The organism is Janthinobacterium sp. TB1-E2 (genome assembly GCF_036885605.1).
GTDB lineage: Bacteria > Pseudomonadota > Gammaproteobacteria > Burkholderiales > Burkholderiaceae_D > Janthinobacterium > Janthinobacterium aestuarii.
The window spans coordinates 2,687,673-2,712,404 of the sequence record NZ_CP142523.1; the positions used below are offsets into that span (position 1 = coordinate 2,687,673).

General features: G+C 64.4%; 25 protein-coding genes. 14 read left to right on the top strand and 11 right to left on the bottom strand.

Features of this window, described 5'->3' with window-relative positions:
• Nucleotides 1-9 precede the first annotated feature (9 nt).
• The 5 genes from cydD to cydX all read left to right on the top strand — a co-directional run bounded on the left by cydD (nucleotide 10) and on the right by cydX (nucleotide 6,329).
• Entirely contained in the window at nucleotides 10-1,698 is a 1,689-nt protein-coding gene (gene cydD, locus OPV09_RS12215) for a thiol reductant ABC exporter subunit CydD (RefSeq protein ID WP_338681900.1), read from the top strand.
• Complete coding sequence (locus tag OPV09_RS12220) at nucleotides 1,695-3,377, top strand: amino acid ABC transporter ATP-binding/permease protein (RefSeq protein WP_338681902.1); 1,683 nt, start codon at nucleotides 1,695-1,697, stop codon at nucleotides 3,375-3,377. Before cydD ends, OPV09_RS12220 begins: the two co-directional genes overlap by 4 nt.
• 67 nt (nucleotides 3,378-3,444) lie before the next feature.
• The gene (locus OPV09_RS12225; protein WP_338681903.1) at nucleotides 3,445-5,022 is read left to right on the top strand and encodes a cytochrome ubiquinol oxidase subunit I; all 1,578 of its coding nucleotides are present in this window, start codon (nucleotides 3,445-3,447) and stop codon (nucleotides 5,020-5,022) included.
• 13 nt (nucleotides 5,023-5,035) lie between these two features.
• Nucleotides 5,036-6,190 (top strand): cytochrome d ubiquinol oxidase subunit II, encoded by a 1,155-nt coding sequence (gene cydB / locus OPV09_RS12230; RefSeq protein ID WP_338681904.1) that lies wholly within the window; start codon nucleotides 5,036-5,038, stop codon nucleotides 6,188-6,190.
• Nucleotides 6,191-6,212: 22 nt separating this feature from the next.
• The gene (gene cydX, locus OPV09_RS12235) at nucleotides 6,213-6,329 is read left to right on the top strand and encodes a cytochrome bd-I oxidase subunit CydX (RefSeq protein ID WP_034757467.1); all 117 of its coding nucleotides are present in this window, start codon (nucleotides 6,213-6,215) and stop codon (nucleotides 6,327-6,329) included.
• Between the two features lie 69 nt (nucleotides 6,330-6,398).
• Here the strand turns inward: cydX and OPV09_RS12240 are convergent, their stop codons facing one another.
• On the bottom strand, nucleotides 6,399-6,623 hold the full coding sequence (locus OPV09_RS12240; protein WP_034757471.1) for a hypothetical protein: 225 nt from the start codon (nucleotides 6,621-6,623) through the stop codon (nucleotides 6,399-6,401).
• A 276-nt stretch (nucleotides 6,624-6,899) separates the two neighbouring features.
• Entirely contained in the window at nucleotides 6,900-7,088 is a 189-nt protein-coding gene (locus tag OPV09_RS12245) for a hypothetical protein (RefSeq protein WP_070304418.1), read from the bottom strand.
• A 164-nt stretch (nucleotides 7,089-7,252) separates the two neighbouring features.
• Between OPV09_RS12245 and OPV09_RS12250 the strand changes: the two genes are divergently transcribed.
• On the top strand, nucleotides 7,253-7,972 hold the full coding sequence (locus tag OPV09_RS12250; protein ID WP_338681905.1) for a hypothetical protein: 720 nt from the start codon (nucleotides 7,253-7,255) through the stop codon (nucleotides 7,970-7,972).
• Between the two features lie 60 nt (nucleotides 7,973-8,032).
• On the opposite strand, the gene OPV09_RS12255 is transcribed toward OPV09_RS12250, so the two are convergent.
• From OPV09_RS12255 to OPV09_RS12265, 3 genes are all read right to left on the bottom strand, one after another.
• The gene (locus OPV09_RS12255) at nucleotides 8,033-8,419 is read right to left on the bottom strand and encodes a hypothetical protein (protein WP_139143464.1); all 387 of its coding nucleotides are present in this window, start codon (nucleotides 8,417-8,419) and stop codon (nucleotides 8,033-8,035) included.
• 123 nt (nucleotides 8,420-8,542) lie between these two features.
• Entirely contained in the window at nucleotides 8,543-8,917 is a 375-nt protein-coding gene (locus OPV09_RS12260) for a DUF1294 domain-containing protein (protein WP_034757483.1), read from the bottom strand.
• Between the two features lie 59 nt (nucleotides 8,918-8,976).
• Nucleotides 8,977-9,543, bottom strand: coding sequence for a methylated-DNA--[protein]-cysteine S-methyltransferase (locus tag OPV09_RS12265; RefSeq protein WP_338681907.1), 567 nt, complete (start codon nucleotides 9,541-9,543; stop codon nucleotides 8,977-8,979).
• Between the two features lie 93 nt (nucleotides 9,544-9,636).
• Here OPV09_RS12265 and OPV09_RS12270 point away from each other — a divergent pair, with 93 nt between their 5' ends.
• Nucleotides 9,637-10,386: a nucleotidyltransferase domain-containing protein gene (locus tag OPV09_RS12270; protein ID WP_319992765.1), complete on the top strand. Its 750-nt coding sequence runs from the start codon at nucleotides 9,637-9,639 to the stop codon at nucleotides 10,384-10,386.
• Here OPV09_RS12270 and OPV09_RS12275 read toward each other — a convergent pair.
• On the bottom strand, nucleotides 10,383-12,617 hold the full coding sequence (locus OPV09_RS12275) for a TonB-dependent siderophore receptor (protein ID WP_338681908.1): 2,235 nt from the start codon (nucleotides 12,615-12,617) through the stop codon (nucleotides 10,383-10,385). The two genes, OPV09_RS12270 and OPV09_RS12275, sit on opposite strands and share 4 nt — an antisense overlap.
• A gap of 324 nt (nucleotides 12,618-12,941) precedes the next feature.
• On the opposite strand from OPV09_RS12275, the gene OPV09_RS12280 reads away from it, so the two are divergent.
• Nucleotides 12,942-13,781, top strand: a complete 840-nt coding sequence (locus OPV09_RS12280; protein ID WP_338681910.1) for a hypothetical protein — start codon at nucleotides 12,942-12,944, stop codon at nucleotides 13,779-13,781.
• 3 nt (nucleotides 13,782-13,784) lie between these two features.
• Here OPV09_RS12280 and OPV09_RS12285 read toward each other — a convergent pair whose 3' ends face one another.
• The 4 genes from OPV09_RS12285 to OPV09_RS12300 all read right to left on the bottom strand — a co-directional run bounded on the left by OPV09_RS12285 (nucleotide 13,785) and on the right by OPV09_RS12300 (nucleotide 17,599).
• The gene (locus OPV09_RS12285; RefSeq protein ID WP_070304367.1) at nucleotides 13,785-14,183 is read right to left on the bottom strand and encodes a bacteriohemerythrin; all 399 of its coding nucleotides are present in this window, start codon (nucleotides 14,181-14,183) and stop codon (nucleotides 13,785-13,787) included.
• A 298-nt stretch (nucleotides 14,184-14,481) separates the two neighbouring features.
• A complete protein-coding gene (locus OPV09_RS12290) occupies nucleotides 14,482-14,637 on the bottom strand; it encodes a hypothetical protein (RefSeq protein WP_161781522.1) in 156 nt (51 codons plus the stop codon).
• 151 nt (nucleotides 14,638-14,788) lie between these two features.
• Nucleotides 14,789-14,974, bottom strand: a complete 186-nt coding sequence (locus OPV09_RS12295; protein WP_139143467.1) for a hypothetical protein — start codon at nucleotides 14,972-14,974, stop codon at nucleotides 14,789-14,791.
• Nucleotides 14,975-15,085: 111 nt separating this feature from the next.
• A complete protein-coding gene (locus OPV09_RS12300) occupies nucleotides 15,086-17,599 on the bottom strand; it encodes a sulfite reductase flavoprotein subunit alpha (protein WP_338681912.1) in 2,514 nt (837 codons plus the stop codon).
• Nucleotides 17,600-17,794: 195 nt separating this feature from the next.
• On the opposite strand from OPV09_RS12300, the gene OPV09_RS12305 reads away from it, so the two are divergent.
• The 3 genes from OPV09_RS12305 to OPV09_RS12315 all read left to right on the top strand — a co-directional run bounded on the left by OPV09_RS12305 (nucleotide 17,795) and on the right by OPV09_RS12315 (nucleotide 21,168).
• Nucleotides 17,795-18,895: a branched-chain amino acid aminotransferase gene (locus OPV09_RS12305; RefSeq protein WP_058050799.1), complete on the top strand. Its 1,101-nt coding sequence runs from the start codon at nucleotides 17,795-17,797 to the stop codon at nucleotides 18,893-18,895.
• 68 nt (nucleotides 18,896-18,963) lie between these two features.
• On the top strand, nucleotides 18,964-19,680 hold the full coding sequence (locus OPV09_RS12310; protein WP_080698773.1) for a ribonuclease T2 family protein: 717 nt from the start codon (nucleotides 18,964-18,966) through the stop codon (nucleotides 19,678-19,680).
• A gap of 81 nt (nucleotides 19,681-19,761) precedes the next feature.
• Entirely contained in the window at nucleotides 19,762-21,168 is a 1,407-nt protein-coding gene (locus tag OPV09_RS12315; protein WP_338681913.1) for an MFS transporter, read from the top strand.
• Between the two features lie 4 nt (nucleotides 21,169-21,172).
• Here the strand turns inward: OPV09_RS12315 and OPV09_RS12320 are convergent, their stop codons facing one another.
• Complete coding sequence (locus OPV09_RS12320) at nucleotides 21,173-22,807, bottom strand: acyl-CoA synthetase (protein ID WP_338681914.1); 1,635 nt, start codon at nucleotides 22,805-22,807, stop codon at nucleotides 21,173-21,175.
• 114 nt (nucleotides 22,808-22,921) lie between these two features.
• Here OPV09_RS12320 and OPV09_RS12325 point away from each other — a divergent pair, with 114 nt between their 5' ends.
• The 3 genes from OPV09_RS12325 to OPV09_RS12335 all read left to right on the top strand — a co-directional run bounded on the left by OPV09_RS12325 (nucleotide 22,922) and on the right by OPV09_RS12335 (nucleotide 24,702).
• Nucleotides 22,922-23,623, top strand: coding sequence for a Crp/Fnr family transcriptional regulator (locus OPV09_RS12325; RefSeq protein ID WP_425324044.1), 702 nt, complete (start codon nucleotides 22,922-22,924; stop codon nucleotides 23,621-23,623).
• A 62-nt stretch (nucleotides 23,624-23,685) separates the two neighbouring features.
• Entirely contained in the window at nucleotides 23,686-24,279 is a 594-nt protein-coding gene (locus OPV09_RS12330; protein WP_051991869.1) for a hypothetical protein, read from the top strand.
• A gap of 36 nt (nucleotides 24,280-24,315) precedes the next feature.
• Complete coding sequence (locus OPV09_RS12335; RefSeq protein ID WP_338681918.1) at nucleotides 24,316-24,702, top strand: DUF2946 domain-containing protein; 387 nt, start codon at nucleotides 24,316-24,318, stop codon at nucleotides 24,700-24,702.
• The last annotated feature ends 30 nt before the right edge of the window (nucleotides 24,703-24,732 follow it).

Here is a 24,732-nt window from a genome sequence, read left to right on the forward strand (position 1 = left end):
GTATAGAAGATGCCGACCACGTCCTTGTCCTTGCCCCGCTTTATTCTTCCCCGTGCCGCCAGCCTGGCGCAAGGCGGCGCCGCCTTGCTGTGGCTGCCGCAGGCGGCCTTGCTGGCCTGGGCCGTGCAAGCCATGCAAGACGGTGCACCCTGGCGCGCGGCCCTGTTGCCGGCCGTTGGCGTGCTGCTGCTGGGCGTGCTGCGCGCCGGCTGCGAAGCGTGGGGCGCGCGGCGCATGTATGCGGCGGCACGCGCACACCTGTCCACCTTGCGGGAACAGGTGGCGCAAGCGCTGGCGCAGCGCTCGCCGCTGGACCGCCAGCGCGCCCAGTCGGGCCAGGCGGCCAGCGTCATCGCCGAACAGGCCGAAGCCATCGTGCCGTATCTGGTGCGCTACAAACCCGCGCGCTGGAAAGTGATGCTCGTGCCGCTCGTGATCCTCGCCGTGGTGACGCCGCTGTCGTGGATCGCCGCCTTGATCCTGCTCATCGCCGCCCCCTTGATTCCCGTCTTCATGGCCCTCGTCGGCATGGGCGCGCAAGCGGCCAGCCGCGCGCAGATGGTGGAAATGGGCAGCATGAACGCCTTCCTGCTGGACCGCCTGCGCGGCCTGGCTACCTTGCGCGCGCTCGACGCCGTCGACGCCACGGCCGAACGGCTCGATGCCTCGTCGCAATCCGTGCGCCGGCGCACGATGGTGGTGCTGCGCATCGCCTTTTTGTCGTCGGCCGTGCTCGAGCTGTTTTCCGCGCTCGGTGTGGCCATGGTGGCGGCCTTCATCGGTTTCTCTCTGCTGGGCAGCATCAATTTCGGCACCTGGGGCCGCGAGCTGAGCTTGGGGCAGGGCTTGTTCATCCTGCTGCTGGCGCCCGCGTTCTTCGAACCGCTGCGCGAACTGGCCGCCGTCTGGCACGACAAAGCGGCCGGCGAAGCGGGCCTGGCCGGTTTGCACGACCTGGCTGCCGATGGCGTGCCTTTGCCTGGTTTTGGTGTGGAAGTGGCCGCCGTTTCCAGCGCCGCTATGGCCGTGGCGGCGGCGCCCGCCGTGGAACTCCGGCAATTGCGCTTTGCCCATCCCGGCGAAGCGCCCGTGTTCGACGGCTTCGACCTGACCGTGCGCGCCGGCGAACACATGGCCCTGCTGGGCGCCAGCGGCGCCGGCAAGACCACCTTGCTGTCCCTGCTGGCCGGCTTGCTGCCCGCCAGCGGCGGCGACATCCGCATCGGCGGCGTGCGCCTGACCGACAGCACGGTCAATACCTTGCGCCAGCGTATGGCCTGGATGGGCCAGCGCCCGCACGTGTTTGCCGCGTCCGTCAGTCAGAACGTGACCCTGGGCCGCGTTGGGGCGAACGCCGCGCAAGTGACGCAGGCGCTGCACCTGGCGGACTTGGCCAAGGTGGCGCAGGCGCATCCGGCCGTCATGCTCAGCGATGGCGGCCAGGGCTTGTCCGGCGGCGAAGCCGTGCGCCTGGCCTTGGCCCGCGTGGCCCTGCATCCGCATGCCGATTTGCTGCTGGTCGATGAACCGACTGCCCACCTGGACAGCGAAACGGCGGCGCGCGTGACGGACGCCCTGCTGGCACTGGCGAAAGGCAAGACGATGATCGTCGCCACGCACGACCCGGTGCTGGCTGGCCGCCTGCAGCGCACAGTGCAGGTCGATGCGCATGCCCAAGTGCAGGAGTTGCGCGCATGAAAACTTCACTCATATCGAACCCCGTCCTGCGGCAATTGCTGCTGGCCCAGCCCCGCAAGCTGATCGGGGGCGCCTTGCTGGCGGCCCTGACGGCGGTGGCCGGCATGGCCTTGCTGGGTTTGTCTGGCTGGTTTATCACGGCCACGTCGATTGCCGGCTTGCACGCTTCGACGGCCATCGTATTCGACGTCTTCGGCCCCTCGGCCGGCATCCGCCTGCTGGCCATCGGCCGCACAGGTTCGCGCTATGCGGAGCGGCTCGTCACGCACGACGCCACGTTCGCCGCGCTGGCCAGCATCCGCGTGCGCCTGTTCCGTGGCTGGTCGCGCCCGGAAGCGGCCAGCCGCTTGCTGCGCCAGCCCGCCAAGCTGCTGTTTCGCCTGACGGCCGATATCGACGCGCTTGAGTCGCTGTACTTGCGCCTGCTCGTGCCGGCCTTCACGGCCCTGTGCGTGGCCCTGCTGGCCGGCGTGGCGCTGGGCGTGATGCAGTGGCAGCTGGGCCTGGGCCTGGCCGTGTGGCTGCTGGCCGCCGGTGGCGGCGTCAGCTGGATCGTGGCGCGCGGCGCCCGCCGTCCCGCCATCGTGCGCTCGCGCGCCATCGAAAAATTGCGTTCCGGCACCATCGACCTCGTGGCAGGCCAGACGGATCTTGTGATGGCGGGTCGCATCGACGCCCAATGCGCGGCGTTGGGACAGATCGACCGTTCGCTGGCGCAAGCCGATTTTGCCCTGCTGCGCCTGGAAACGGCCGCTGGCGCCGCATATGGCGTCGCCGGCGGCGCAACTCTTGCTGCCGTGCTGCTGGCCGTGGCCGCGCTGGTGGAGCAGCAAACGATGAGTTTGCCGCTGGCGGCCCTGGCCTTGCTGATCGCCCTGACGGCCGTGGAACCATTTGCGGGACTGCGCCGCGGCGCGCTGGAAGCGGGGCGCATGCTGCTGGCCGTACGGCGTCTGGCGCCGCGCCTGGATGTTGAAGAGATCACTGCACCGCCTGTCGACGCCGCACCGGGCCTGCGCCTGGAACACGTCAGCGCCGCGCATGCGGGCAGCAATAATGCCATCTTGCATGACGTATCGCTGCACATCGCCGATGGCGAGCGCGTCGCCTTGATCGGCCCCAGCGGCGCGGGCAAGTCGACCTTGCTGGCCATCGCCGCGTGCGAACTGGCGCCGCTGTCGGGCAAGGTGGCCGCGCCGCGCGCCTGCCTGTTCACGCAGAAGACGGAACTGTTCCAGGACAGCTTGCGCGACAACCTGCGCCTGGCCGACCCGTCCGCCAGCGATGCGCAGCTGTGGGCTGCGCTGCAATCAGCCGGCCTGGACGACGAGGTGCGCGCGTTTGCGGGCGGCCTGGACACCATGCTGGGCGAGGGCGGCCTGGGCTTGTCCGGCGGCCAGGCGCGGCGATTGGCGCTGGCGCGGCTGTTCCTGCATGAATCGACCTTGTGGCTGCTGGATGAAGCGACGGAAGCGCTCAATGCGCAGACGGCGATTGACGTGCTGCAGCGCCTGCGCGCCCGCAGCGAAGGGCGCAGCTTGCTGATCGCAACCCACTTGCGGCGCGAAGCGGCGCTGGCGGACCGGCTGGTCAGCCTGCGAGATGGCCGTATCGTGGGCGACGCGCGGCGTGGCACGGATGCCTTCGAGACTGCTCTGGCGGGCTTGCGGGGGGACTGACGGGCAACCGGTCAGTATTGGAAAGGTAGCAAGTTTACACACAGTAGGGAAATACCAAGGAAATCATATGGACTTCGACATTGTCGCTTTATCCAGACTGCAGTTCGCGCTGACAGCTCTGTACCACTTTATATTTGTTCCGCTCACGATCGGCCTGTCAGTGCTGCTCGCCATCATGGAGACGGTCTACGTGATGACGAACCGTCCCATCTGGCGCGACATGACCAAGTTCTGGGGTGTCTTGTTCGGCATCAACTTCGCCATGGGCGTGGCGACGGGTGTCGTCATGGAATTCCAGTTCGGCATGAACTGGAGCTATTACAGCCATTATGTGGGCGACATTTTCGGCGCGCCGCTGGCCATCGAAGGCTTGATGGCTTTCTTCCTGGAAGCGACCTTCGTCGGCCTGTTCTTCTTCGGCTGGGACAAGCTGTCGAAGCGGGGCCATCTGGTCACGACCTGGCTGGTGGCCATAGGCTCGAACTTCTCGGCCCTGTGGATTCTGATCGCCAACGGCTGGATGCAAAATCCCGTCGGTGCGGCCTTCAACCCGCAGACCATGCGCATGGAAGTGACGGACTTCGGCGCCGTGCTGACGAACCCGGTAGCGCAGGCGAAATTCGTGCACACGGTGTCGGCCGGGTACACGGCAGCATCGATTTTCGTGCTCGGTATTTCCGCCTGGTATCTGCTGAAGGGGCGCCACGTGCAGCTGGCCAAGCGCTCGATGACGGTGGCCGCCTCGTTCGGCCTGGCCGCCACCTTGTCGGTGGTGGTGCTCGGCGATGAAAGCGGCTACCTGTCGTCGGAACACCAGAAGATGAAACTGGCCGCGATCGAGGCCATGTGGACGACGGAGCCGGCCCCGGCCGCCTTCACGGCCATCGGTTTTCCCGACGCGAAAGCGCGCGAGACGCATTACGCCGTGCACATCCCGATGGTGATGGGCTTGATCGGCACGCGTTCGCTGACGACGGAAATTCCCGGCATCGAGCAACTGGTCGACCGCGGCGAACTGCTGATCCAGGATGGCATCAAGGCGTATGACGCGCTGCAAACCATCCGCAGCGTGGCGCCAGGCGCGCCCGTGCCGCAGGACGCGAAGGATATGTTCGAATCGAAAGGCCAGTCCATGGGCTATGCCTTGTTGCTGAAACGCTATGTCGACGACCCGCGCCAGGCCACGCCCGAGCAGATCCGCAAGGCCGCGCTCGATACCGTGCCGCCCGTTGGGCCATTGTTCTGGTCCTTCCGCGTGATGGTGGGCCTGGGCATGTTCTTTATCCTGTTGACCGGCACGTTCTTTGTGCTGTCGACGCGCCGTACGCTGGACAAGCACCGCTGGCTGCTGAAGCTGGCCGTGTTCGCCATCCCGCTGCCGTGGGTGGCGATCGAGGCGGGCTGGATCGTGGCCGAAGTGGGCCGCCAGCCGTGGGTCATCGAAGGCGTGCTTCCAACGGCCGTGGCCGTCTCGAACCTGGGCGCTTCGACCTTGCTGATCACCATTGCCGGCTTTGCCACCATCTACACCGTGCTGTTGATTATCGAAATGAAGCTCATGCTCAAGGCCATCCGCAAGGGGCCGGAAGAGACGGCGCCGGCCCCCGTGCCAGCGGCCGCAGCCATTCATACTCAACGCGCCTGAGGAGGACCAGACCATGATTTTGCATGAAATGATTTCGTATGAAACCCTGCGCCTGATATGGTGGCTGCTGATCGGCATCTTGCTGGTGGGCTTTGCCATCACGGACGGCTTCGACCTGGGCACGGGCATCTTGCTGCCGTTCGCCGGCAAGACGGACCTCGAGCGCAGAGTCATCATCAACAGTATCGGCCCCGTGTGGGAAGGCAACCAAGTATGGCTGATCCTCGGCGGCGGCGCCATCTTTGCCGCCTGGCCGCAACTGTACGCCGTCTCGTTCTCGGGCTTTTATTTGGCCATGTTTGTCATCCTCGTGGCGCTGATCGTGCGTCCCGTGGCGTTCAAGTTCCGCAGCAAGCGCGAAGATCCGCGCTGGCGCGCCCGCTGGGATGCGGCCCTGTTCGTGGGCGGCTTCGTGCCGGCCCTGATCTGCGGCGTGGCGATTGGCAACGTGCTGCAAGGCGTGCCGTTCCGTTTTTCGCCGGACATGCACATCTTCTATGACGGCAGTTTCTTTGCGCTGCTCAACCCGTTCGCGCTGCTATGCGGCCTCGTCTCGGTGGCCATGCTGGTGATGCACGGCGCCACCTGGCTGCAAGTGAAAACGGACGGTGCCGTGGCTGAACGCTCGCGCCGCTACGGCAGCGTGGCGGCGATCGCCACCGTCGTGCTGTATGCGCTGGCCGGCGTGGCCCTGTGGCTGTGGGTCGATGGCTACCGCATCACCAGCGCCGTCGTCGTCGACGGTCCATCGAACCCGATGCTGAAAACGGCGCAAGTGCAGGTGGGTGCCTGGTTCCTCAACTTTGCCACCCATCCGTGGACCTGGATCGCCCCTGCGCTGGGCTTGCTTGGGCCCTTGCTGGCGTTCGCCTTGCTGCGCGCGCGCCGCGAAGTGCCCGCCTTGCTGGCCAGCGCGGCCAGCATCGCCGGCATCATCCTCAGCGTGGGTGCGGCCATGTTCCCGTTTATCCTGCCATCGTCGATCGACCCGCGCGCCAGCCTGACGGTGTGGGATTCCTCGTCCAGCCACATGACCCTGTTCATCATGCTGGTCGTCACGGCCGTCTTCATTCCCCTCATCGTGGCGTACACGACGTGGGTGTATAAAGTGCTGTGGGGTAAGGTTGACGGCAAAGCCATCGAAGACGAAACCGGTCACGCCTACTAAGAATTTACGAAAGGAATTAACTATGTGGTATTTCGCCTGGATACTGGGTCTGCCGCTGGCGGCGACCTTCGCCGTACTCAATGCGATGTGGTATGAAATCGCCGATGGCGACACGACGCCCGAGCAGTACCGCGACTAGTTCAACTGGCCGCAGTTCGGACTGAACAGCCCCGCCCGGCGCAATGCCCGGCGGGGCTTTTTTTGCTTTCTACAGCAAGATGAATTCGCCACGGATGCGCAGTTTCATGCCGCGCGGCGCGTCGGCACCCGCCGCCACGGCCCAGGCGGTAATCCAGCGTGCACAGCGTTCGCGCGCCGCCGCATCGGCCAGCGCCTCGTTCAGCCGCCGCAGGCGCGCATCGGCCCGGTCGATGCGCTGGGCCAGGTACAGGCGCTGGTCCATGGGATCCGTCTTTTTGCTGTAATGCTGCATGGCTTTCCCTTTCCGCGTGGTAACAAATCAGGTGGTGGCATAGCCATCTACGCACGGGAGCGTCATTTGGATGTGGTGCAGGCATAACCACCATGGTGGTGGCTTTGCGAGCTTGCAATTGTGGCGTCGTCGGCTTACGCGCTGCGCGCTAAGCCGACCTACGGGCTGGCGGATGGGGTGCTGGCGGTGGGGAGGTAGGTCGGATTAGCGGGGCCGCCGAGGCGCGCAAGCGCGTAATCCGACAATATTGATGGCCGCGACGGTGGTGTCGTCGGCTTACGACCTACCGGCAGGTGGCTTGCTCGGCGGTTTGGGTGTTGCAATGGCAATCGGGTCGCTGGCCGGAAAGCTTTCCTTCAGCGCTTCATCGAGGATTTCCTCGGCGTGGCTTTCGCTGGCCGGCGTGGGTGAATCGCGCTCCGGTGGCGGGGCGGGTGCGGTGGCGGCGTTGGTGCTCGAATGCATGATGATCTCCTCGCGGTGGTGCGCCACGCTGCCGAGGTGGCCGTGGCGCGTGCTGCTGTTTCCAGCCTAGCACATCGTGCAGGAATGGCGCGCCGGATGCGCCTGCCGAAGCGATGGCGGCGGCGTCTGCTACACTGCGCTCCACTTTTATCGATGGAACCGCCATGACCTCCCTTCCTTTGCCATACCGCGCCACCGCACTTGAGGCCTGTGCCTGGCTGGCGCAACAGACAGGCACGCCTTGGAGCCTGGCGCGCTTGCTGGAGCAGGGCGGCTTGCCATACGTCTGGCTCGATTACAGCGAAGCGTGGGCCGAGCTGTTCCATGACGGCGTGACGCGCTACGCGGCGCCCGTCGTGTTCATCGGCGACAAGCAGCATCTGGCTTCGGGCGCCGACGATGTGTGGCTGCGTTTTACGCGCGATTCAAGCAACATCGCCATCGAACTGAAGGCGCCAGGACTGCGCGTGCCGCTGGACGGCTTGCATTTCCAGGAGCGCGATCTGCTGCGTTTGCTCAAGGAATTGCAGCACCCGCAGCCGGCCGAAGCGGAAGCGGAGAAGGCGTCCGCCGTTCTGCCCAGCGCCCTGAAGGGTCTGGGGCGCGAGCAGATTCTGATTGCCTTTGCCGGTGTGGGCAAGGTTGACCTGGAACAGGGGCTGGCTAGTGGCGTCGGTATCTTTGGCGATGATGGCGCGCGCGTGCGCAAGAATTCGCGCGGCGGCAAGAACAGCCACCTGTGGCATCCGGTGACCCTGGCGTTCGGTTTGCACGACGTGCACCGCGTGCCGATGGCGCATCTGAAAAAGGCCTTCGCCACGCAACCGTTGCTGCGCGAATGGAAGGCCGACTGGCTGGAATCGCTGCGCTTGCTGGGCGAGTAACTAGACGAAGCTAGCCGGCCGCGCCGGCGTCTTGTTAAGCGGCATATGCCTTCCGGCCGTTTATTGGCTTTCCTCGATCCTGCCGCCGCACTGCGTATAGCAAGCTCTGTAGTCGGAGTCGCATTGCCATGTCGATGCGCTGGATGAACAATATTGGCGTTTCTTCGCACATAGTTCGCGGTCCGCATCTGTTTTCGCCACGGCCAGGCAGATGGAAACGGTACTGGTGTTGCGCATTTCGCAAGCCTGTGCCTGGCTCGCCGCAATCTGCTCTTTGCCGGCAATGCATATTTGCTGATTGGTCCCGCAGCTCGTCACGCATTGACGGCCCGCATCCGAATCCGGAGGAATATAGCGATAGCTTGTGCAGCCGGCCAAGGTGATTGCGAAACAAATCGCAACAGCAAGGCGGAACAAGTAGAAATTGTGGATTTGCAAAGTGCGCATGGTCGAAAAGTGCTTTCCCGTGTCGATGAATTAGGTTGATTGCCGGATATGTTGATATTCTGACAGGCGAGCTTTTCACCTACAACGCGCCGCAATAACTGTTACATTTTCGCGTTGATAGATTTACAGCTCGATGGGCGCCACTTCGGTGCCGATATCGGGCGCCGCGTAATGCATGCTGAAATACACGAAAGCGCCGATATTGATGGCGACCGTGATCCAGAACAGCACGCGGAATGAGCGCTTGCTGGACTTGTGGCGCAGCCATTGCTGGGCCAGTACGGCGCCGGGCCAGCCGCACAACAATCCCAGCAGCAGCAAGGTGCGCTCCGACGTGCGCCAGCGGCCTTCCTTGGCGGCCGACTTGTCGATCGCATAGGCAACAAAGCAGCTCAGGCTCAGCACGCCATACACGAGGGCGATCAAGACGGGGATGTGGAAAAAGAACGTGGCCAGCAAATACAGAACGACAAAGAACAGGATGACAAGATAGGACATAGGATGTGTTGGCTTGAGTGGAGGGCGTGAGTATCCCACAAGGGAAGCGATGCCGCAGCCTAAAACAGACAGCCTTGCGCCGTATCTATTTGAACAGCGCGACGCCGGGCATGGCCCGTCTTCAGCGCTTCGCGGTCGCTGGACAGGGTGATGCCTTCCAGCGCCAACAAGGTTTCCTTGGCATGCAAGCCGCCCGCAAAGCCCGTCAACTCGCCCGTGGCGCCGATGACACGGTGGCAGGGGGCGATGATGGAAATGGGATTCTTGCCATTGGCGGCACCCACGGCGCGTACGGCGGCGGGGCGGCCGATCTGGCGCGCGATCTCGCCATAGCTGCGCGTCTGGCCGTACGGTATCGTCAGCAGCGCGCGCCACACTTCCTGCTGGAATGGCGTGCCGGCAAAGTCGAGCGGCACGTCGAATTGCTGGCGCGTGCCGGTGAAATATTCAGCCAGCTGGCGCGCCGTTTCCTGCAGCACGGCGCAACCGTCATCGACGCGCATGGCGCCCAGACGCACGCGGTTCGGCTTGTCGTTTTCCCACAGGATGGCGGTCAGGGCTTCCCCGCGCGCCACCAGGGTCAGCTCGCCCACGGGCGAAGGCACCACGATGCAGTCGTATTCCATGTTTGTTCCTCGGTCAGATGGCGCCAGTGTAGCAGGATGGCGGCATGCCGCATATTGCGTGTAGGATGGCGTTTTCGGCATGGAGCACAGGCTTTGACGACGATCCCCACTTATGACGATATCCGCGCGATTGCCCTGCGGTTGGTGCACGAACGCTATCCCTCGGCCGTGGCGGCCATCATCGGCGGCTCGTTCGCCACGGGCCGGCAAACGACCACTTCCGATATCGACTTGCTGCTGCTGTTCGACCACGTCGACTGCGCCTGGCGCGACACCCTCGTCGCCGAAGGGCGCACGGTGGAACTGTTCGGGCACGACATGGCCACGTTTACGTATTTTTGCAAGGAAATGGATGCGCCCGGCGGCAAGGTGCCGCTGGCGATGATGGTGGTCGAAGGGGAAAACATTGTCGCTGCCGGCGACGCCTACGCCCGGCTGCATGCGCTGGCGCACGCCATCGAGACGGCGGGACCGCCCGTGCTCGACGTGGAAAACCTGCAGCGCCGCCGCTATGCCATCACCACCGCGCTGGAAGACCTGGTCGACAGCACGCATCCGGGCGAGGCGCTGGCCGTCGCTTGCCAGCTGTACGAAGCGCTGTCCGACCTGCACTTGCGCGCGGCCGGCGAATGGAGCGGCGGCGGCAAGCATTTGTTCCGGCGCCTGCAGACATTTGACGCCGCCATCGCCGCGCAGCTCGACGGTGCGCTGCGCCTGGTTGCCAGCGACTTGCCGGCCGGCCAGCGCGCCTTCGAGCAAGTCGCCGCCGCCGTGCTGGCGCCCGTGGGCGGTCCCTTGCTGGAAGGATTTACCCTGCCGGCGCCCGCGCACTGGCGTGCTTAAAACGCAGTGCGCACGGAGAGGCTGATGTTGCGCGGTTCGCCCCAGAACACGCCGTCAAAGAAGCCCACGTTGCGGTAGTACTTTTTGTCGAGCAAGTTATTCACGTTCAGTTGCACGCTGGCGTGGCGGTTGAGCGCGTAGCTGGCCATGGCGTTGACCAGCGCATAGCCCGCTTGCGGGATGTTCGTGATCGCGTTCGAGGGCGGGCGGCCATACCACGATTCGCTGTAGGTGGCGCTCTGCGCCGTCATGCTGGCGCCCGCCCTCAAGCCGGCCAGCTTGCCGTCGAAACGGTAGCTGGTGGCCAGGCGCAGCAAATGGCGCGGCTGCGTGGTGGCGGCGCGGCGGCCATCGGCCTCGGCCGCGTGCAGATAGGTATAGCCGCCGCCCGCTTCCCAGGCGGGCGTGATCTGGCCGGCAACGTCGAACTCGACGCCCTTCGCCGTCACGCCCTTGCCGTTGGCCACCATGGCCTGGCTGCCGTCGGGCAGCAAGAAGCCGGGCGGCACCGTGCGGTCGAGTTCCGCCAGGTTCTTTTTCTTCGTGTGGAACAGGGCGGCCGATGCGTTCAGCTTGCCTTCATAGAATTCCCCCTTGATGCCCAGCTCGGCATTGTCGCCTGTTTCCGGCGCCAGGAACTTGTTGTTGCGGTCCTTGCTCGATTGCGGGTTGAACAGCTGCGTGAAGCTGGCATAGGCCGAATATTGTTTGTTGATGTCGAACACGGCGCCCACATAGGGCGTCACTTCATTGCGCGTCTCGGAAAAGTCGCTATTGTCCGTGTGCACGCCCCGTGTGTCGTAGTTGCGCGTATCCGTGCGGTAAGTGCTCGTGCGCGCGCCGATGATGACGTGCAGCGGATCGGCCAGGCTCAAACGCGTGGCGACATAGCCGCCCGCCAGGCGCGTGACGGTTTCCGAGTGCGAGCCGTCCGGATGGAAGACGGGGCGGGGAATGTTGCCCGTCCAGCTGCGGTAATCGGGAACGAAGGCCGGGTAATCGATGTCCGCCTCGCCACCGAGCGAACGGGCGCGCTGGTTGCCGCCGTTCCAGCCGACGATGGCCGTGTGCTTGCGCCCCAGCAAGGTGAACGGGCCGCTGGCGTACAGGTCGAAATTGTCGTTGGTGGTCTTGCCCGGACCATAGGCGCCCGTCCACAGGAGCATGCCTGCGCCCGTGGCCGGGTCTGGATGGCCGCCACCCGCATAGGCGACGGTGGTGCGGTTCGTGCTTTCCGTGCGCGCGTAGCCCAGATGCATATTCCAGTTGCCGGGCAGGCGCTGGTCCAGCGACGTGAACAGCGTGTGCTGCTTGTTGGCCCAGGTGCTCCATGGCGTCGTGAAACTGGTGTTGCGCGGCAAGTTGGCCAGGCTGCCATCCGCATTCCAGTAAGGCACGGCACCCCAGGTGGCGCCCGTGGGCTTGTTGTCCTGGAAGTCGACACCGGCCGTCAGCAGGGTGCCGGGGCGCAAGTCCGCCTCGACGATGACCATGCCGACCGTCTTGCGCTCGTGATACATGTCCAGGTAGGAATCGCGTTTTTGCCAGGCCAGGGCCGTGCGCGCCCGCACGCTGCCCTCCGCGTTCAGCGGCGTAGACAGGTCGGCTTCGAAGCGCTGGTCGTCCCAGCGGCCCATGATGAGGCCGACACTGGCCTGGAACTCCTTCGTGGGCCGCTTGCGTATCATGTTGATGGTGGCCGACGGGTCGCCCGTGCCGCCCATCAAGCCGGTGGCGCCGCGCACGACTTCGATGCGGTCGTACAAAATCGTGTCTTGCAGCGGCGCATTGCCGCCGCGCGCCATGCCGTCGATCTGGAGATTGTTGATGCCGAAGCCGCGTGCATAAAACCGCGTGCGCTCGGTGTCGTTCTGGCCCACCTGGATACCCGTCGTCTGCGCCAGCGCCTGGTCCAGCCGCACGGCGCCCAGGTCGTCGAGCAACTGGCGCGTGATGACGCTGACCGATTGCGGCGTCTCGCGCAAAGTCAGCTCCATGCGCGTGGCGCTGCGCGCTTCGCCTGCCGTGTACGACTGCGTGCCTTCCGTCGTCGCCGTCGACTGGCCCAGCACGGTGACGGCCGGCATGGTGACGTCGGCCGCGGCCGCATCGGCAGCCTGTGCCGGCAAGGCCACGCCGGCCGCGAGGCTCAGCAGGCTGATGTGTAACAGATGGGGGAGGGGGCGCAAGGTGGGCTGGCGCGAAGAAGAGGAGACTGTCGTTGATTGCATCATTTTCCTGGAATATTTTTAGTCGTGAGTGTTCCTATCTCGTCTGGCGAGGTGCGCAGTAGCTGGGGGGATGGCGTGACGCTGGCCCGTGGTCTGGCTTGGATAGCAGTTCCACCGCAAGGCCCGGCGCGGACGGGCAGTGGAAAGGAAGGGCGCGCGATTTCCTTCAATTTCATGAATAGGAATCATTATCAATATAGGTGGTATTTGCCAAATAATCAAGCGTGCGCACCAAAACTGTGCAGAAGCCCATGGCGGCGTAAGGTCTGGCCTTCTGCGATAATGCAGGCGCTGACAAAATATTTTCCTCATTGAAAGAAATGCATGCGTACATGGATCGCTTGTGCCGGATGGTTGTGTGTCGCGTCGCTGGGCCAGGCTCAGGAACACGCGACGCCGTCGGCTGTTCCCGCGCCGCTGCAGAGCGCCAGCGTGCCGCCCGCCACCGATACCATGCCAGCACCTCTTGCGCCGGTCACGCCCGCCGCGCCAGCGGAAGAGGCGCTGCCACCGCAAACGGTGACGATCACGGCCAGCAGCGACGCCAAGGCGCCGCGCGTGCGCTTCACGGCTTACCGCGAAAGTTATCTGACGGCCAGGAAAGTGTGGCAAGTGTCGAGCGGCAGCGTGGTCATGGCCCTGCGCCTGATTCCTGCCAAGCTGAGCGCCACCATCGACGACGTGCGCGTGGCCTTGCAAGGCAATGGCGCGCCCATGCCGATCAAGGTGTCCGACGGCGGCGTGTTTGTCGTGCCGCTCAACGATGACATCGCCGCGCAGGATGGTACTTTCCTGGTGAACAAGGGCAGGGGCGAGTTGACGGCGAATATCGTCCTGCAGCCCGCCGTGGCGCGCGATGCGTGGAACGTCACGCGCGTGGGGCAAGTCTTGCACGACGCCCGGCGCGCCGTGCGGGCCATCACGCCGTGGTACAAGCGGCCGTTCGCCAGCGACGTGCAATCGCTGGCCTTCTGCGCGGCAGAGCGGGGCAGCGCCTTGCAGTTGATGGATGGCGAGCAATTGATTGCCACCTTGCCCATGAACGAAGCGGCCGTCAACGACATCAACCAGCCCGTGTTTTGCAAGATTTTCGATGGCGAAGACAAATACCCGGGACACTACCGCGTGGTCATGCCCGAGCAGGCGACGGTGCTGCTGCTGTAGCGTCTAATTGGGCTGGCGCTGCACCAGTTCCAGCGCCGCCGCCAGGGCCAGGTCCATGGTGGCCTGGTGGAAGATCAGCCATTGCGGCAACAGCGACAGCGCATGGCGTCCCTGTTCCAGGTCGCCTTCATCGACGGCGGCCCAGGCATGGTGCAAGCCGCTGAGCACGCGCGCATGCTGTTCGCGGTGGTTGGCCAGCGAGGGAAAGGCGATTTGTTCCATCAAATCCTCCTCCTCGCGGAAATCGCGTTCGACGGCCGCAATCAGCTCGCGAAACGCCACGCTGAAATGCTGGTCGCCCAATTGCTGCAGCCGCGCCAGTTCCTGAAACAGCGCCTCATGCGCCTCGTCGATGACGGGAACACCCAGCGCCATCTCATCCTTCCAATGCGATTTACCCATGCCGATGCTCCCGGTTAAGTCCGTCGCGGTGCGAAGCGGACTGTTCCAGTGTGGGCGCAGCGAAGAGGGAAATCCATGACCTGGATCAAAAGTATGGTGAAGAGGGGGCGAGGAAAACAAAGCAAAAACAAATGGATGTAGGAACCAATTTTCCCTCCGTAATAAAGCGGTTTCAGCGATGCGCCGCGTTACCGAGCGCCGCTGAAAAACGCCGCTGGCAAGGCGCCGTGCCGAAGGCAGTACGAATGTACGACGAGGCACGGCAACGCGGTCAGCGGTGTTTTCTCAGCCACGCGTCTTATTGCCGAGGCCAATGGCTCCACATGGCATGCGCATCGACATTAGGCACCTGCAACTGCTGCCCAGCGGATAGCTGCATCGTATCCCTCAACACGAGGGGTGCAAGCATCAGGGCCGACAGGGCAAGGCAGGCCAGCACTTTGAGCGTCAACATGGTCGTCTCCCGGTGTCCCGGCGGCGGCGCGGGGATGCGGCGCCTGCCGGTCACTTCCTTATGTACTACCATGCTTGCAGTTTAGTTCACCTGGTCGTAACTTCAACTTATTGCTGTGATGCACTGCACCAGTTCGCCTGCTGCAAGGGGCCTATTTGGCCTTGCGGCTGCGCCGTGGCTTGCTTGCGGGCGGCAGGAAGGAATCGAACCACACTTGCGTCAACTGCCGCGTATTTTTCGCCGCCTCGCGCTTGACGGCGGCCGTGGCGTGGCCGCGCGCCGTGTTGGCGATGCGGTTGGCGGCGCTCAGGTACATGCTCATCCAGGGATTTTTCATGGCTAGCCTCGCAGACAGTGGGTGGGAATGACTCCACTCTAGTCCGATGGCTGGTGCTGACCGTGCGCCTGCCCACATAGCCGGGCGGCGCGGGCGGCAGGCTGATCTAAGTCAATACACGTCGCGGCGGTAGCGTCCGGCCGCCAGCAGGGCGTCGAGGCCCTCCTGGCCCAGCACTTCTTGCAGTACAGCATCGATTCCTGCCGCCATGCCTTGCAGGCTGCCGCATACGTAGACGATGGCGCCTTGCGCCAGCCACTCGCGCAACTCTTCAGCGTTGGCGCGCAGGCGGTCTTGCACGTATTCCCGGGTTTCACCATCGCGCGAAAAGACCCTGTCCAGGCGCGCCAGGTGGCCAGCGTCGAGCCAGCCTTGCAACTCTTCGCCGCAGACGCTGTCAAAAGCTTGCTGGCGCTCGCCGAACAGCAGCCAGTTGCGGGCCAGCCCCGCCCGCTGGCGCGCGCGTAAGTGGGCACGCAGGCCGGCCAGGCCGGAACCGTTGCCGATATAAATGCAGGGCACGTCGGCCAGGGCGGGAGCGAAGGCGGGATTGGCTTGCAGGCGCAAGCGGATGCTGGCACCCAGCGGGGCGAAGCGCGTGAGCCAGCCGGAACAGACGCCAAATCCCTGGTTGTCCTCGCCCGCATGGCGTTCCTGGCGCACCAGCAATTGCAGTTCACCATCGGATGGCAGCGAAGCGAGCGAATAGCTGCGGGGCGCGTGGTGGGTATGGTCTGCATCGCCATCACTGCCATCCGCGTTGCAGGCGATGATTTCCGCCAGCGCGCCCGCTTCCCAGGTGGCGCCGGCCGGGCCCGTCAAGGTGATTTCATGCAATTCGCCGCCCAGGCTCCCCGGGTTGAGCAGCACGCGCCGCGCCAGGCGCCACTCGGCATACGACGCTTCTTCCTGTACGCCGATGGCGTCGATGGCGCTGCCGCTGCAGCGGGCCAGTGCTTGGGACCAGTCGGCCAGGGCAGCGGGGTCGTGCTTGTCCACTTCGATCAGCGGGAATAATGGATGGGCGCCCAGCGCTTGCAATTGCTGCGCCAGCGCATGGCCAAAACCGCAGAAGGCGCTGTAATGGCGGTCGCCCAGGGCCAGCATGCCGAATTCGAGGCCCGCCAGCGGCGTGCCCGATGTTGCGTGCAAGAGGCGCGCGAAGCGGCGCGTGCCGTCCGGCGCCTCGCCTTCGCCAAAGGTGCTGGCGACGATCAGCGCCCGTTCGTACTGGCGCAATTGCGCGGGATCAAACCGGTCCAGCGACTGCACGTCGACGGCGACCCCGGCCTGCTGCAGGGCGCGTGCGCTTTCCAGGGCCAGGCGCTCGGCCTGTCCCGACTGGCTGGCGTAGGCGACGAGGGTAGGTAAACCTGTGTCCGTCTTGCCCGGCGCACCGGCGCCCAGCATGGCGCGCTGCGCCTGGACAGCTCGCTTTGCCTTGCGGCGGCCCAGGTACAGCATCCAGCCCGTGATGGCGAACAAGGGCAGGCCCAGGCTGGCCAAGGTAACGATGATGCGGCCCGGCAAGCCGAAATACGTGCCCATGTGCAGCGGATAAATGATGTTGACGAGGCGTGCACCGAGCGCTTGCTGGCTGTACGGCTCGTTTTCCGTGATGCTGCCGTCGGCCGGTGCAATGCTCATGCGGCTGCGCGCCCGTTCGTGCGGCGCATCGCTCGCCAGCCACGTGAATTGCACGGCTTCGCCGGCGCGCGTGGGCAGGCGCACGCTGGCCAGGGTCCAGCCGGCGGCGTGCTGCTGGAAGCTGGTCCAGGCCAGGCTGATGTCGGCGGCGGGCGCCTTCTCCTTGCCGCCGCCTTTTTTCGCGGGTGCCTGTGCCATCCTTGGCGGCTTGCCGGCCCAGGCGTCGATATTGTCGCGCACCACGTCATAGCTCCAGTAAATGCCCGTCAAGGTCAGCGCCACGTAGACGATCAGGCACCAGGTGCCGGCCACGGCGTGCAGATTCCACAAAAAGGAGCGGCCCTTCAGGGCGGGATCGAAGGTCAGCCACGTGCGCCAGTCCAGCGGACGGCGGGGCCAGCGCAGATACAGGCCGGACAGGGCTAACCCCAGCAGGCACAGGGCCAGCGCACCCGCCACTTGCCGGCCCGGATCGCGCGGCAGCAGCAGCCAGCGGTGCAATGACTCCGTCCACTCGAAAAATTCCGCCCCCGCCAGCGCAGGCTGGGTCGCGCCCGTGTACGGATGCACATAGATGGACTCGCCGCGCCGCTGGCCGTTCTTCGGCGCGAAGAACAACCGTGGCGCCGTGCCCGCTTGCGCATACATGGTGATCGACGCCACGCGCTGGCCGTGTTCGGCTGCGGCAATGCTACTTAACTGGGCCGGCGTCAGCGGGGCGTGGGTTTCCACGGACACATGGCGCACGCCGGGGTTCATGACATCGAGTAATTCCTCCTTGAAGGCCAGGGTGGCGCCGCTCAGGCCAATGATCACCAGCACCGTGCCGGCAGTGATGCCGATAAACCAGTGCAATTGAAACCATATCTGCTTCCAGGTCCAGTGCCAGCGCCGTTGTTGCGGGGCGGCGCTTGGCTGGCGCACTGCGGGCACGGCGTCGGTGCTGGCGCGCAACTGGGGGAGGGAGGAAGTGGTCATGGCGGCTTTCGATAGCGCCGCCATGCAGGACGTCAGGCATGGCGGGAAGAAGGAAGGCTGATATTTTAACGCAAACGAGAATCATTCGCAAATGATGGTGCCCTGTGTTCACGGGGCGGGGGCCATCCCCGTTTGCCTGATCGGGCGTCATAGGCGCTACAATAGGGATACTGTTCACTAGTTCCCATTGCTGCCATGACCACTTCCACACCGAATCTCGTCGTCACCCCGTCCGCCCACCCCTTGTCCGACGCCGAGCGCGCCGCGCGCATGGTCAATCCCGCCTTTGGCCGCATCTTCACCGACCACATGGTGGTGATTCCTTACCGTGACGGCAAGTGGCAGCAGGGCGAACTGAAGGCTTACGGCCCGCTGATGCTGGACCCATCCGCTTCGTCCCTGCACTACGGCCAGGCCATCTTCGAAGGCTACAAGGCGTTTGCCCAGCCGGACGGCAGCATCAAGACTTTCCGCCCGGAACAAAACGCGGAGCGCTTCAACCGCAGCGCCGCGCGCCTGGCCATGCCGGCCATTCCTGTCGAGCTGTTCCTGGAAGCGGGCGACGCGCTCATTTCGCAAGACCGCAACTGGGTGCCGAAGAACACGGGCGAGAGCCTGTACATGCGTCCGCTGATGATCGCTACCGATCCTTACCTGGGCGTGCGTCCATCGGAAGAATACCTGTTCGTGCTGTTCGCCTCGCCGGCCGGCGCCTACTTCCCGAAAGGCGTGAAACCCGTCACCGTGTGGATCAGCGAAGACTTCGTGCGCGCCGCGCCGGGCGGCACCGGTGAAGCCAAATGCGCGGGCAACTACGCGGCCAGCCTGATGGCGCAGTCGCAAGCGCAAGAGAAGGGCTGCGACCAGGTCGTGTGGCTGGACGCCGTGCACCGGGAATTCATCGAGGAAATGGGCGGCATGAATTTGTTCTTCGTGTATAAAGATGGCGAAAAGATCACCGTCGTGACGCCGGAACTGACGGGTACCTTGCTGCCAGGCATTACCCGTCGCAGCCTGCTGGAAATGGCGAAAGACCTCGGCTATGCGACGGAAGAGCGTAAATTGTCCGTCCAGCAATGGCGCGACGACATCGCCTCGGGCCGCATGACCGAAGTGTTCGCCTGCGGCACGGCCGCCGTCATCACGCCTGTGGGCGTGGCCAAGGCCAATGGCTTTGAAATGACCATCAACAACAATGAAAACGGCGCCGTCACCCTGGCCCTGCGCGAAGCGCTGCTGGGCTTGCAGCATGGCACTGCCGCAGACACCCACGGCTGGATGCATAAAGTTTGCTGATGTACACGTTTGACTGATACCGCGCCGGCACCCAGTTGCCGGCGTTTTTATATCTTGAAGGAATTACGATGAAAATTCGCTCTGTCTTGCCTGCGCTGGCCGCCGTTTTCCTCAGCCTGTCCGCAACTGCCGCCCATGCGGCCGACGCCAGCTGCGCCATTCCCCGCAACGTCAGCTATTACGATTACGACGTCAAGCCGTCGGACGAGAAAAACACGTGCTACAAGCAAAGCACGAACGTGCCCACCGATTACTTCATGCTGGCGCTGTCGTGGTCGCCAGGCTTTTGCGACAGCCAGCGCCGCCGTGGCGCCGTGTCGAAGAAGGCCGCTTTCCAGTGCGCCGAGAGCAACCAGTTCGGCTGGATCGTGCATGGGCTGTGGGCGCAGTCGAACAATCCCGCCACGTGCGAAGACATTTCCGTGACGCCGCCGCGCAAGACGGACATGCATCCGCGCTACTGCAAGGGCAATTTGCCGAAACTGGCGCCGTCCGACATCTTGCCCTACATGTGCATGCAGCCGGGCGAAGCCTTGCTGCAGGGCGAATGGGAAAAGCATGGCGCCTGCGATTTCGATACGGCGAAGGAATATTTCGAGAAGGAACGCGAACTGTTCCAGGCCTTGAAGTTGCCGGACTCCACCATGCCGAAAAACGAGCTGTTCCAGTGGATGAAGCAGCACAACCCACAGCTGAAAGGCCGCTGGCTCGGCTATGAAAAGCACTCGGGCGAGTTGCGCATCTGTTATTCGAAAGATTTCAAGGTCATCGACTGCCAGAAGTGATGGACCTTGCCTGCCCGGCAGAGTCCGCCCATCCATGCTAGTGTATTGCCCGGATCAGCAAGATGAACAGGTAGTGTATTTATGCAGAAGCAGCACACGCAAGCCGTCATGGTGGGCGAGGACGGCTTGCCGCCCGGCGCCCGTTTATGGGCCATGCTGGCGCTGGCCATCGGCGTGGGCATGGCTTCGCTCGATACGGCGATTGCCAATACGGCCTTGCCGGCCATCGCCAGCGAGCTGCACACGACGCCGGCCGCCTCCGTGTGGATCGTGAACGTGTACCAGCTGGCCATGGTGGCGACCTTGCTGCCGTTCTCGGCACTCGGCGAAATCGCCGGCTACCGGCGCGTGTTTATCTCCGGCATGTTCCTGTTTACCTTGGCCTCGCTCGCCTGCGCACTGGCCTGGTCCTTGCCGTCGCTGGTGGTGGCGCGGCTTTTTCAAGGCGTCGGCGCCAGCGCCATGATGAGCGTCAACACGGCGCTGCTGCGCGCCCTGTACCCGAAACATTTGCTGGGCCGCGCGTTTGGCAACAATGCGCTGGTGGTGGCCGTCGCGTTCGCCATCGGGCCCACGGCCGCGTCGCTGATCCTGGCGACGGCCTCGTGGCCGTGGCTGTTTGCCATCAATGTGCCGCTGGGCGTAGCCGGCTTTTTCCTCGCCAGCCGCATGTTGCCGGCGACAAAACTGTCTGGCCACACGCTCGATGCGCGCACGGCGCTGTACAACGTGGGCGCCTTCGGCTTGCTGATTCTGCTCTTTGGCGATGCGGCCCATCACGCGGCCCTGTCGACCTTGCTGCCGGAACTGGTGGCCGTGGCGGTCTTCTTTGTCTTGCTGCTGCGCCGCCAGGCGGGGCACGCTGCACCGATGCTGCCGATCGATCTGTTCCGCCGTCCATTATTCCTGCTGTCGTCGCTGACGGCCATCTGCACGTTTGCCGCGCAGGGGCTGGCGTTTGTGTCTCTGCCATTCTATTTTGAAGTGACGCTGGGCCGTTCGCCCGTCGAGACGGGCTTCCTGATGACGCCATGGGCCGTGCTGGTGGCCGTGATGGCGCCTGTCGCCGGGCGCCTGAGCGACCGCTATTCGCCGGGCGTGCTGGGCGGCATTGGCTTGGCGGCGCTGGCTGGCGGCTTGCTGACCCTGGTGTGGATACCGGCGCACCCGAGCGTCTTTGACATCGGCTGGCGCATGGCCTTGTGCGGCATCGGCTTCGGCTTTTTCCAGGCGCCCAATCTGAAAGCCATCATGGGCAGCGCGCCGCCCGAGCGGGCCGGCGGCGCCAGCGGCGTGGTGGCCACGTCGCGCCTGATCGGGCAAGCCACGGGCGCGGCGCTGGTCGCGTATTGCTTCACGGTCTCGGCCAGCCGGGGCACGACGTATGCGCTGTGCCTGGCGGTAGGATTCGCCGCCATGGCCAGCATCGCCAGCTTCTCGCGCCTGGTGGTGGCGCAGCCGGCGTGGCTGACTGGCAAGGGCAGCTAAACGCCTAGACGTCGATGGCCTTGTCCGACTGCATGCGCTTGCGCAGTTCGAACTTCTGGATCTTGCCCGTCGACGTGCGGGGCAGGGGACCGAAATAAATGGCTTTCGGCACCTTGAAACCGGCCAGGTTGTTCTTGCAAAACGCAATCAATTCCGCTTCCGTCACCGTGCCGCCTTCGCGCAATTCGACGAAGGCGCACGGCGTCTCGCCCCATTTCTCGTCCGGCTGGGCGATGACGGCGGCGGCCAGTACTTGCGGATGGTGGTACAAAGCGTCCTCCACTTCCACGCTGGAAATGTTTTCTCCGCCGGAAATGATGATGTCCTTGCTGCGGTCCTTCAGCTTGATATAGCCGTCCGGATACATGACGCCGAGGTCGCCCGTGTGGAACCAGCCGCCGGCGAACGCTTCCAGCGTCGCCTTTTCATTTTTCAGATAGCCCTTCATGCAGATATTGCCACGGAACATGATCTCGCCGATCTGTTCTCCATCGGCCGCCACAGGCTGCATCGTTTCCGGATCGAGCACGGCGACGGCGCTTTGCAAGTGGTAGCGCACGCCCTGGCGCGATTTCAATACGGCCCGCTCTTCCTGCGACAGCGCCGCCCACTCGTCCTGTTCCGCGCAGATGGCGGCCGGGCCATACACTTCCGTCAAGCCATACGAGTGGATCAAGTCGAAACCCATGGCTTCGATCTTCGCCACCATGGCCGCTGGCGGTGGCGCGCCGGCCACCATGCCGCGCACGGTCCAGGCTATGCCGTCGCGCCAGTTGGCGGGCGCGTTGGCCAGGGCCGCGTGCACGATGGGCGCGGCGCAATAGTGGGTGATGCGCAATTCGCGCATCAGGTCGAACACGAGCTTCGGTTCGAACTTGCGCAGGCAGACGTTCACGCCGGCGCGCGCGGCCACGGTCCACGGGAAGCACCAGCCATTGCAGTGGAACATGGGCAAGGTCCACAGGTAGACGGCGTGCTTGGGCATGTCCCATTCCAGGATGTTCGACAGGGCGTTCAAGGCCGCGCCGCGGTGGTGGTAGACGACGCCTTTCGGGTCGCCCGTGGTGCCGGACGTGTAGTTCAGGGCGATGGCGTCCCACTCGTCCGCCGGCGGCTGCCAGTCGTAGTCGGGGTCGCCGCTGGCCAGCAAGCTTTCATAGTCGAGCTCGGCAAATGCTTCCACCTCCGGTCCCAGCACGTCGTTGACCTGGATCACGCGCAAGCCGGGAATCTGTGCCGCCATCTGGCGCGCCAGCTCGGCAAATTCCGTGTCGGCCAGCAAGACTTTCGCCTGGCCATGGCGCAGCATGAAGGTCAATGAGGCCAGGTCGAGGCGTATGTTCAAGGCATTGAGGACGGCGCCGGCCATGGGGACGCCAAAGCTCGCTTCCACCATGGCGGGCGTGTTCGGCAGCATTACGGCCACCGTGTCGCCCGTGCCCACGCCCAGCTTGATCAAGCCCGAGGCGAGGCGGCGCGTGCGCGCATACGTTTCTTGCCACGTCTGCCGCACGGCGCCATGTGCAATTGCCAGGCGATTGCCATATACTGCGGCTGCCCTGGCGATATAGTCGAGCGGGGTGAGGGCGGCGTAGTTGGCGCTGTTTTTGCCGAGGCCGGTGTTGAAATCAGCTGTCATGCTTGTCTCCTGGTAAAAGAATCTTGTAGCTCCCTGTTTCGGGATTGATACCGGTTAGCATAGCACCGGTGCTGGAAAATCACTGTCATCTTAGTGACAGGTCTGAAGGATGGAATGGATAGCAACGATAGTGTAGAACGTGCGATGCCGGAACTCGACAGCCACGACTGGTTCGCGGCCCTCGATCCCCGGCATCAGACCCTGTTGCGCGCCGGCAGCGTGCTCCGGCATTACGAGGCGGGCGCCGTCATCACGCGGCGCGGCGAACCGTCCGTGCACTGGATCGGCGTGCACACGGGCTTGATCAAGCTGGCTGTCTACAACACCGATGGGCGCGGCGCCACGTTTTCCGGCGTGCCGGCCGGCGGCTGGTGCGGCGAGGGCAGCGTGCTCAAGCGCGAACTGCGCCGCTACGACGTGGTGGCCGTGCGCGCGTCGAGCATCGTTCTCGTGCCGGTGGACCTGTTTCATCTGCTGCTGGCCGAGAGCCTCTCCTTTAACGCCTTCGTCATCCGCCAGCTGAACGAACGCATGGGCCAGTTCATCGCCACCATCCAGAACCAGCGCCTGCTGGCCGTCGACGCGCAAGTGGCGCAAGCCATCGCGCAGCTGTTCCATCCCATGCTATATCCGCGTACCTCCAGCGTGCTTGAGCTGTCGCAGGAAGAAATCGGCTTGCTGACCGGCATTTCACGCCAGCGTGTGAACCAGGCGCTGGGCCATCTGGCCGAATTGAAACTCATCAGCATTGCCTACCAGTCGATCCGCGTGGTCGACCTCGACGGCTTGCGCCGTTATGGCGTAGCGTCGCTGTGATGACAGACTGCTTGCGCGATGTGTGGCATGCTGGCGGCTCGTTCACCATATTGACCTGACGCATGGCCCTTGTTTCCGATCATCCCTTGCATTTGCTGGGCTTGCGCTTTCCGCTCCGGCTGCGCGTCACCGTGCGCCAGGGTTTTGTGACCTTGCACAATGAAATCACGACCAAGAAACTGGCCAGCGGCGACAGTTTCGTCGTGCCCGCCTTCTTGCGCTTTGCCTGCGACGTGATGCCGGGGCGGGGCAAGCCGGCCGTGTTCACCTTGGCGCTGGAAGATGATGAACCCGATGGCGGCCACGGCGGCGGCAAGCGCTGGAGCCAGGCGCTGGCCCAGCACATCTTTGATACGCCGCAAGGCAAATGGACGGCGGCGCGCCTGGCGGCCCTGTGGCAAGTGACGCCGCACAAGGCCCGCGCGCGCCTGTTTGCCGAGGGCGAGGCCTTATTGAGCCTGGTGCGCGAACAGCGCCTCGCGCACGCGCTGCACACGGCGGCGCAAGCGGGCGCCGATGGCGAAGACGGCGAGCGCGACCTGGCGCAAGTGGCGGCAGGCTCCGGTTTTGCCTCGATCCCCGCGTTTTGCGACGCCTGCGTGGATGTGGCCGGCGTGCGCCCCAGCCTGTTCCTGCGCGGCCAGGCGCCCGGATAGCCAGACTCCGTTATAATCGGGGCCATGGGATCTTTATTGAAGCGCAAACAGTGGCACATGTGGTTCGCCTGCCTGGCGATACTGCTCAATGCGCTGTCGCCATCCCTGTCCTATGCGTTTGCTTCGCAGCACGCGAACGTGAACAATGCCGCCGTCGACATCTGCTCGGCCAGCGGCGCCGTCTACACGCAGGCCGATCTGGCGCCTGCCGCCACATCCACCACCGGTTCCGTGCTGCACCACATCGAGCATTGCCCGTTCTGCATCAGCCATGCGGGCAGCGTGGGCCTGCCGCCGCCGTCTTCAGCGCCGCTGCCTGTCATCACGGGCCACGACGACTATCCACCCTTGTTTTACCAGGCGCCGCGAGTCCCGTTCGCGTGGCTGGCCGCCAGCCCGCGCGGTCCCCCTTTGGCCGCCTGAACGCCCAGCCACGCCTTCCACGTCTTAACT

Excerpts from the sequence above, each read along its gene's own strand:
- cydD (WP_338681900.1), top strand. The coding sequence starts at position 10 with ATGCCGACCACGTCCTTGTCCTTGCCCCGCTTTATTCTTCCCCGTGCC.
- OPV09_RS12220 (WP_338681902.1), top strand. The coding sequence starts at position 1,695 with ATGAAAACTTCACTCATATCGAACCCCGTCCTGCGGCAATTGCTGCTG.
- OPV09_RS12225 (WP_338681903.1), top strand. The coding sequence starts at position 3,445 with ATGGACTTCGACATTGTCGCTTTATCCAGACTGCAGTTCGCGCTGACA.
- cydB (WP_338681904.1), top strand. The coding sequence starts at position 5,036 with ATGATTTTGCATGAAATGATTTCGTATGAAACCCTGCGCCTGATATGG.
- cydX (WP_034757467.1), top strand. The coding sequence starts at position 6,213 with ATGTGGTATTTCGCCTGGATACTGGGTCTGCCGCTGGCGGCGACCTTC.
- OPV09_RS12240 (WP_034757471.1), bottom strand. The coding sequence starts at position 6,623 with ATGCAGCATTACAGCAAAAAGACGGATCCCATGGACCAGCGCCTGTAC.
- OPV09_RS12245 (WP_070304418.1), bottom strand. The coding sequence starts at position 7,088 with ATGCATTCGAGCACCAACGCCGCCACCGCACCCGCCCCGCCACCGGAG.
- OPV09_RS12250 (WP_338681905.1), top strand. The coding sequence starts at position 7,253 with ATGACCTCCCTTCCTTTGCCATACCGCGCCACCGCACTTGAGGCCTGT.
- OPV09_RS12255 (WP_139143464.1), bottom strand. The coding sequence starts at position 8,419 with ATGCGCACTTTGCAAATCCACAATTTCTACTTGTTCCGCCTTGCTGTT.
- OPV09_RS12260 (WP_034757483.1), bottom strand. The coding sequence starts at position 8,917 with ATGTCCTATCTTGTCATCCTGTTCTTTGTCGTTCTGTATTTGCTGGCC.
- OPV09_RS12265 (WP_338681907.1), bottom strand. The coding sequence starts at position 9,543 with ATGGAATACGACTGCATCGTGGTGCCTTCGCCCGTGGGCGAGCTGACC.
- OPV09_RS12275 (WP_338681908.1), bottom strand. The coding sequence starts at position 12,617 with ATGCAATCAACGACAGTCTCCTCTTCTTCGCGCCAGCCCACCTTGCGC.
- OPV09_RS12280 (WP_338681910.1), top strand. The coding sequence starts at position 12,942 with ATGCGTACATGGATCGCTTGTGCCGGATGGTTGTGTGTCGCGTCGCTG.
- OPV09_RS12285 (WP_070304367.1), bottom strand. The coding sequence starts at position 14,183 with ATGGGTAAATCGCATTGGAAGGATGAGATGGCGCTGGGTGTTCCCGTC.
- OPV09_RS12290 (WP_161781522.1), bottom strand. The coding sequence starts at position 14,637 with ATGTTGACGCTCAAAGTGCTGGCCTGCCTTGCCCTGTCGGCCCTGATG.
- OPV09_RS12295 (WP_139143467.1), bottom strand. The coding sequence starts at position 14,974 with ATGAAAAATCCCTGGATGAGCATGTACCTGAGCGCCGCCAACCGCATC.
- OPV09_RS12300 (WP_338681912.1), bottom strand. The coding sequence starts at position 17,599 with ATGACCACTTCCTCCCTCCCCCAGTTGCGCGCCAGCACCGACGCCGTG.
- OPV09_RS12305 (WP_058050799.1), top strand. The coding sequence starts at position 17,795 with ATGACCACTTCCACACCGAATCTCGTCGTCACCCCGTCCGCCCACCCC.
- OPV09_RS12310 (WP_080698773.1), top strand. The coding sequence starts at position 18,964 with ATGAAAATTCGCTCTGTCTTGCCTGCGCTGGCCGCCGTTTTCCTCAGC.
- OPV09_RS12315 (WP_338681913.1), top strand. The coding sequence starts at position 19,762 with ATGCAGAAGCAGCACACGCAAGCCGTCATGGTGGGCGAGGACGGCTTG.
- OPV09_RS12320 (WP_338681914.1), bottom strand. The coding sequence starts at position 22,807 with ATGACAGCTGATTTCAACACCGGCCTCGGCAAAAACAGCGCCAACTAC.
- OPV09_RS12325 (WP_425324044.1), top strand. The coding sequence starts at position 22,922 with ATGGATAGCAACGATAGTGTAGAACGTGCGATGCCGGAACTCGACAGC.
- OPV09_RS12330 (WP_051991869.1), top strand. The coding sequence starts at position 23,686 with ATGGCCCTTGTTTCCGATCATCCCTTGCATTTGCTGGGCTTGCGCTTT.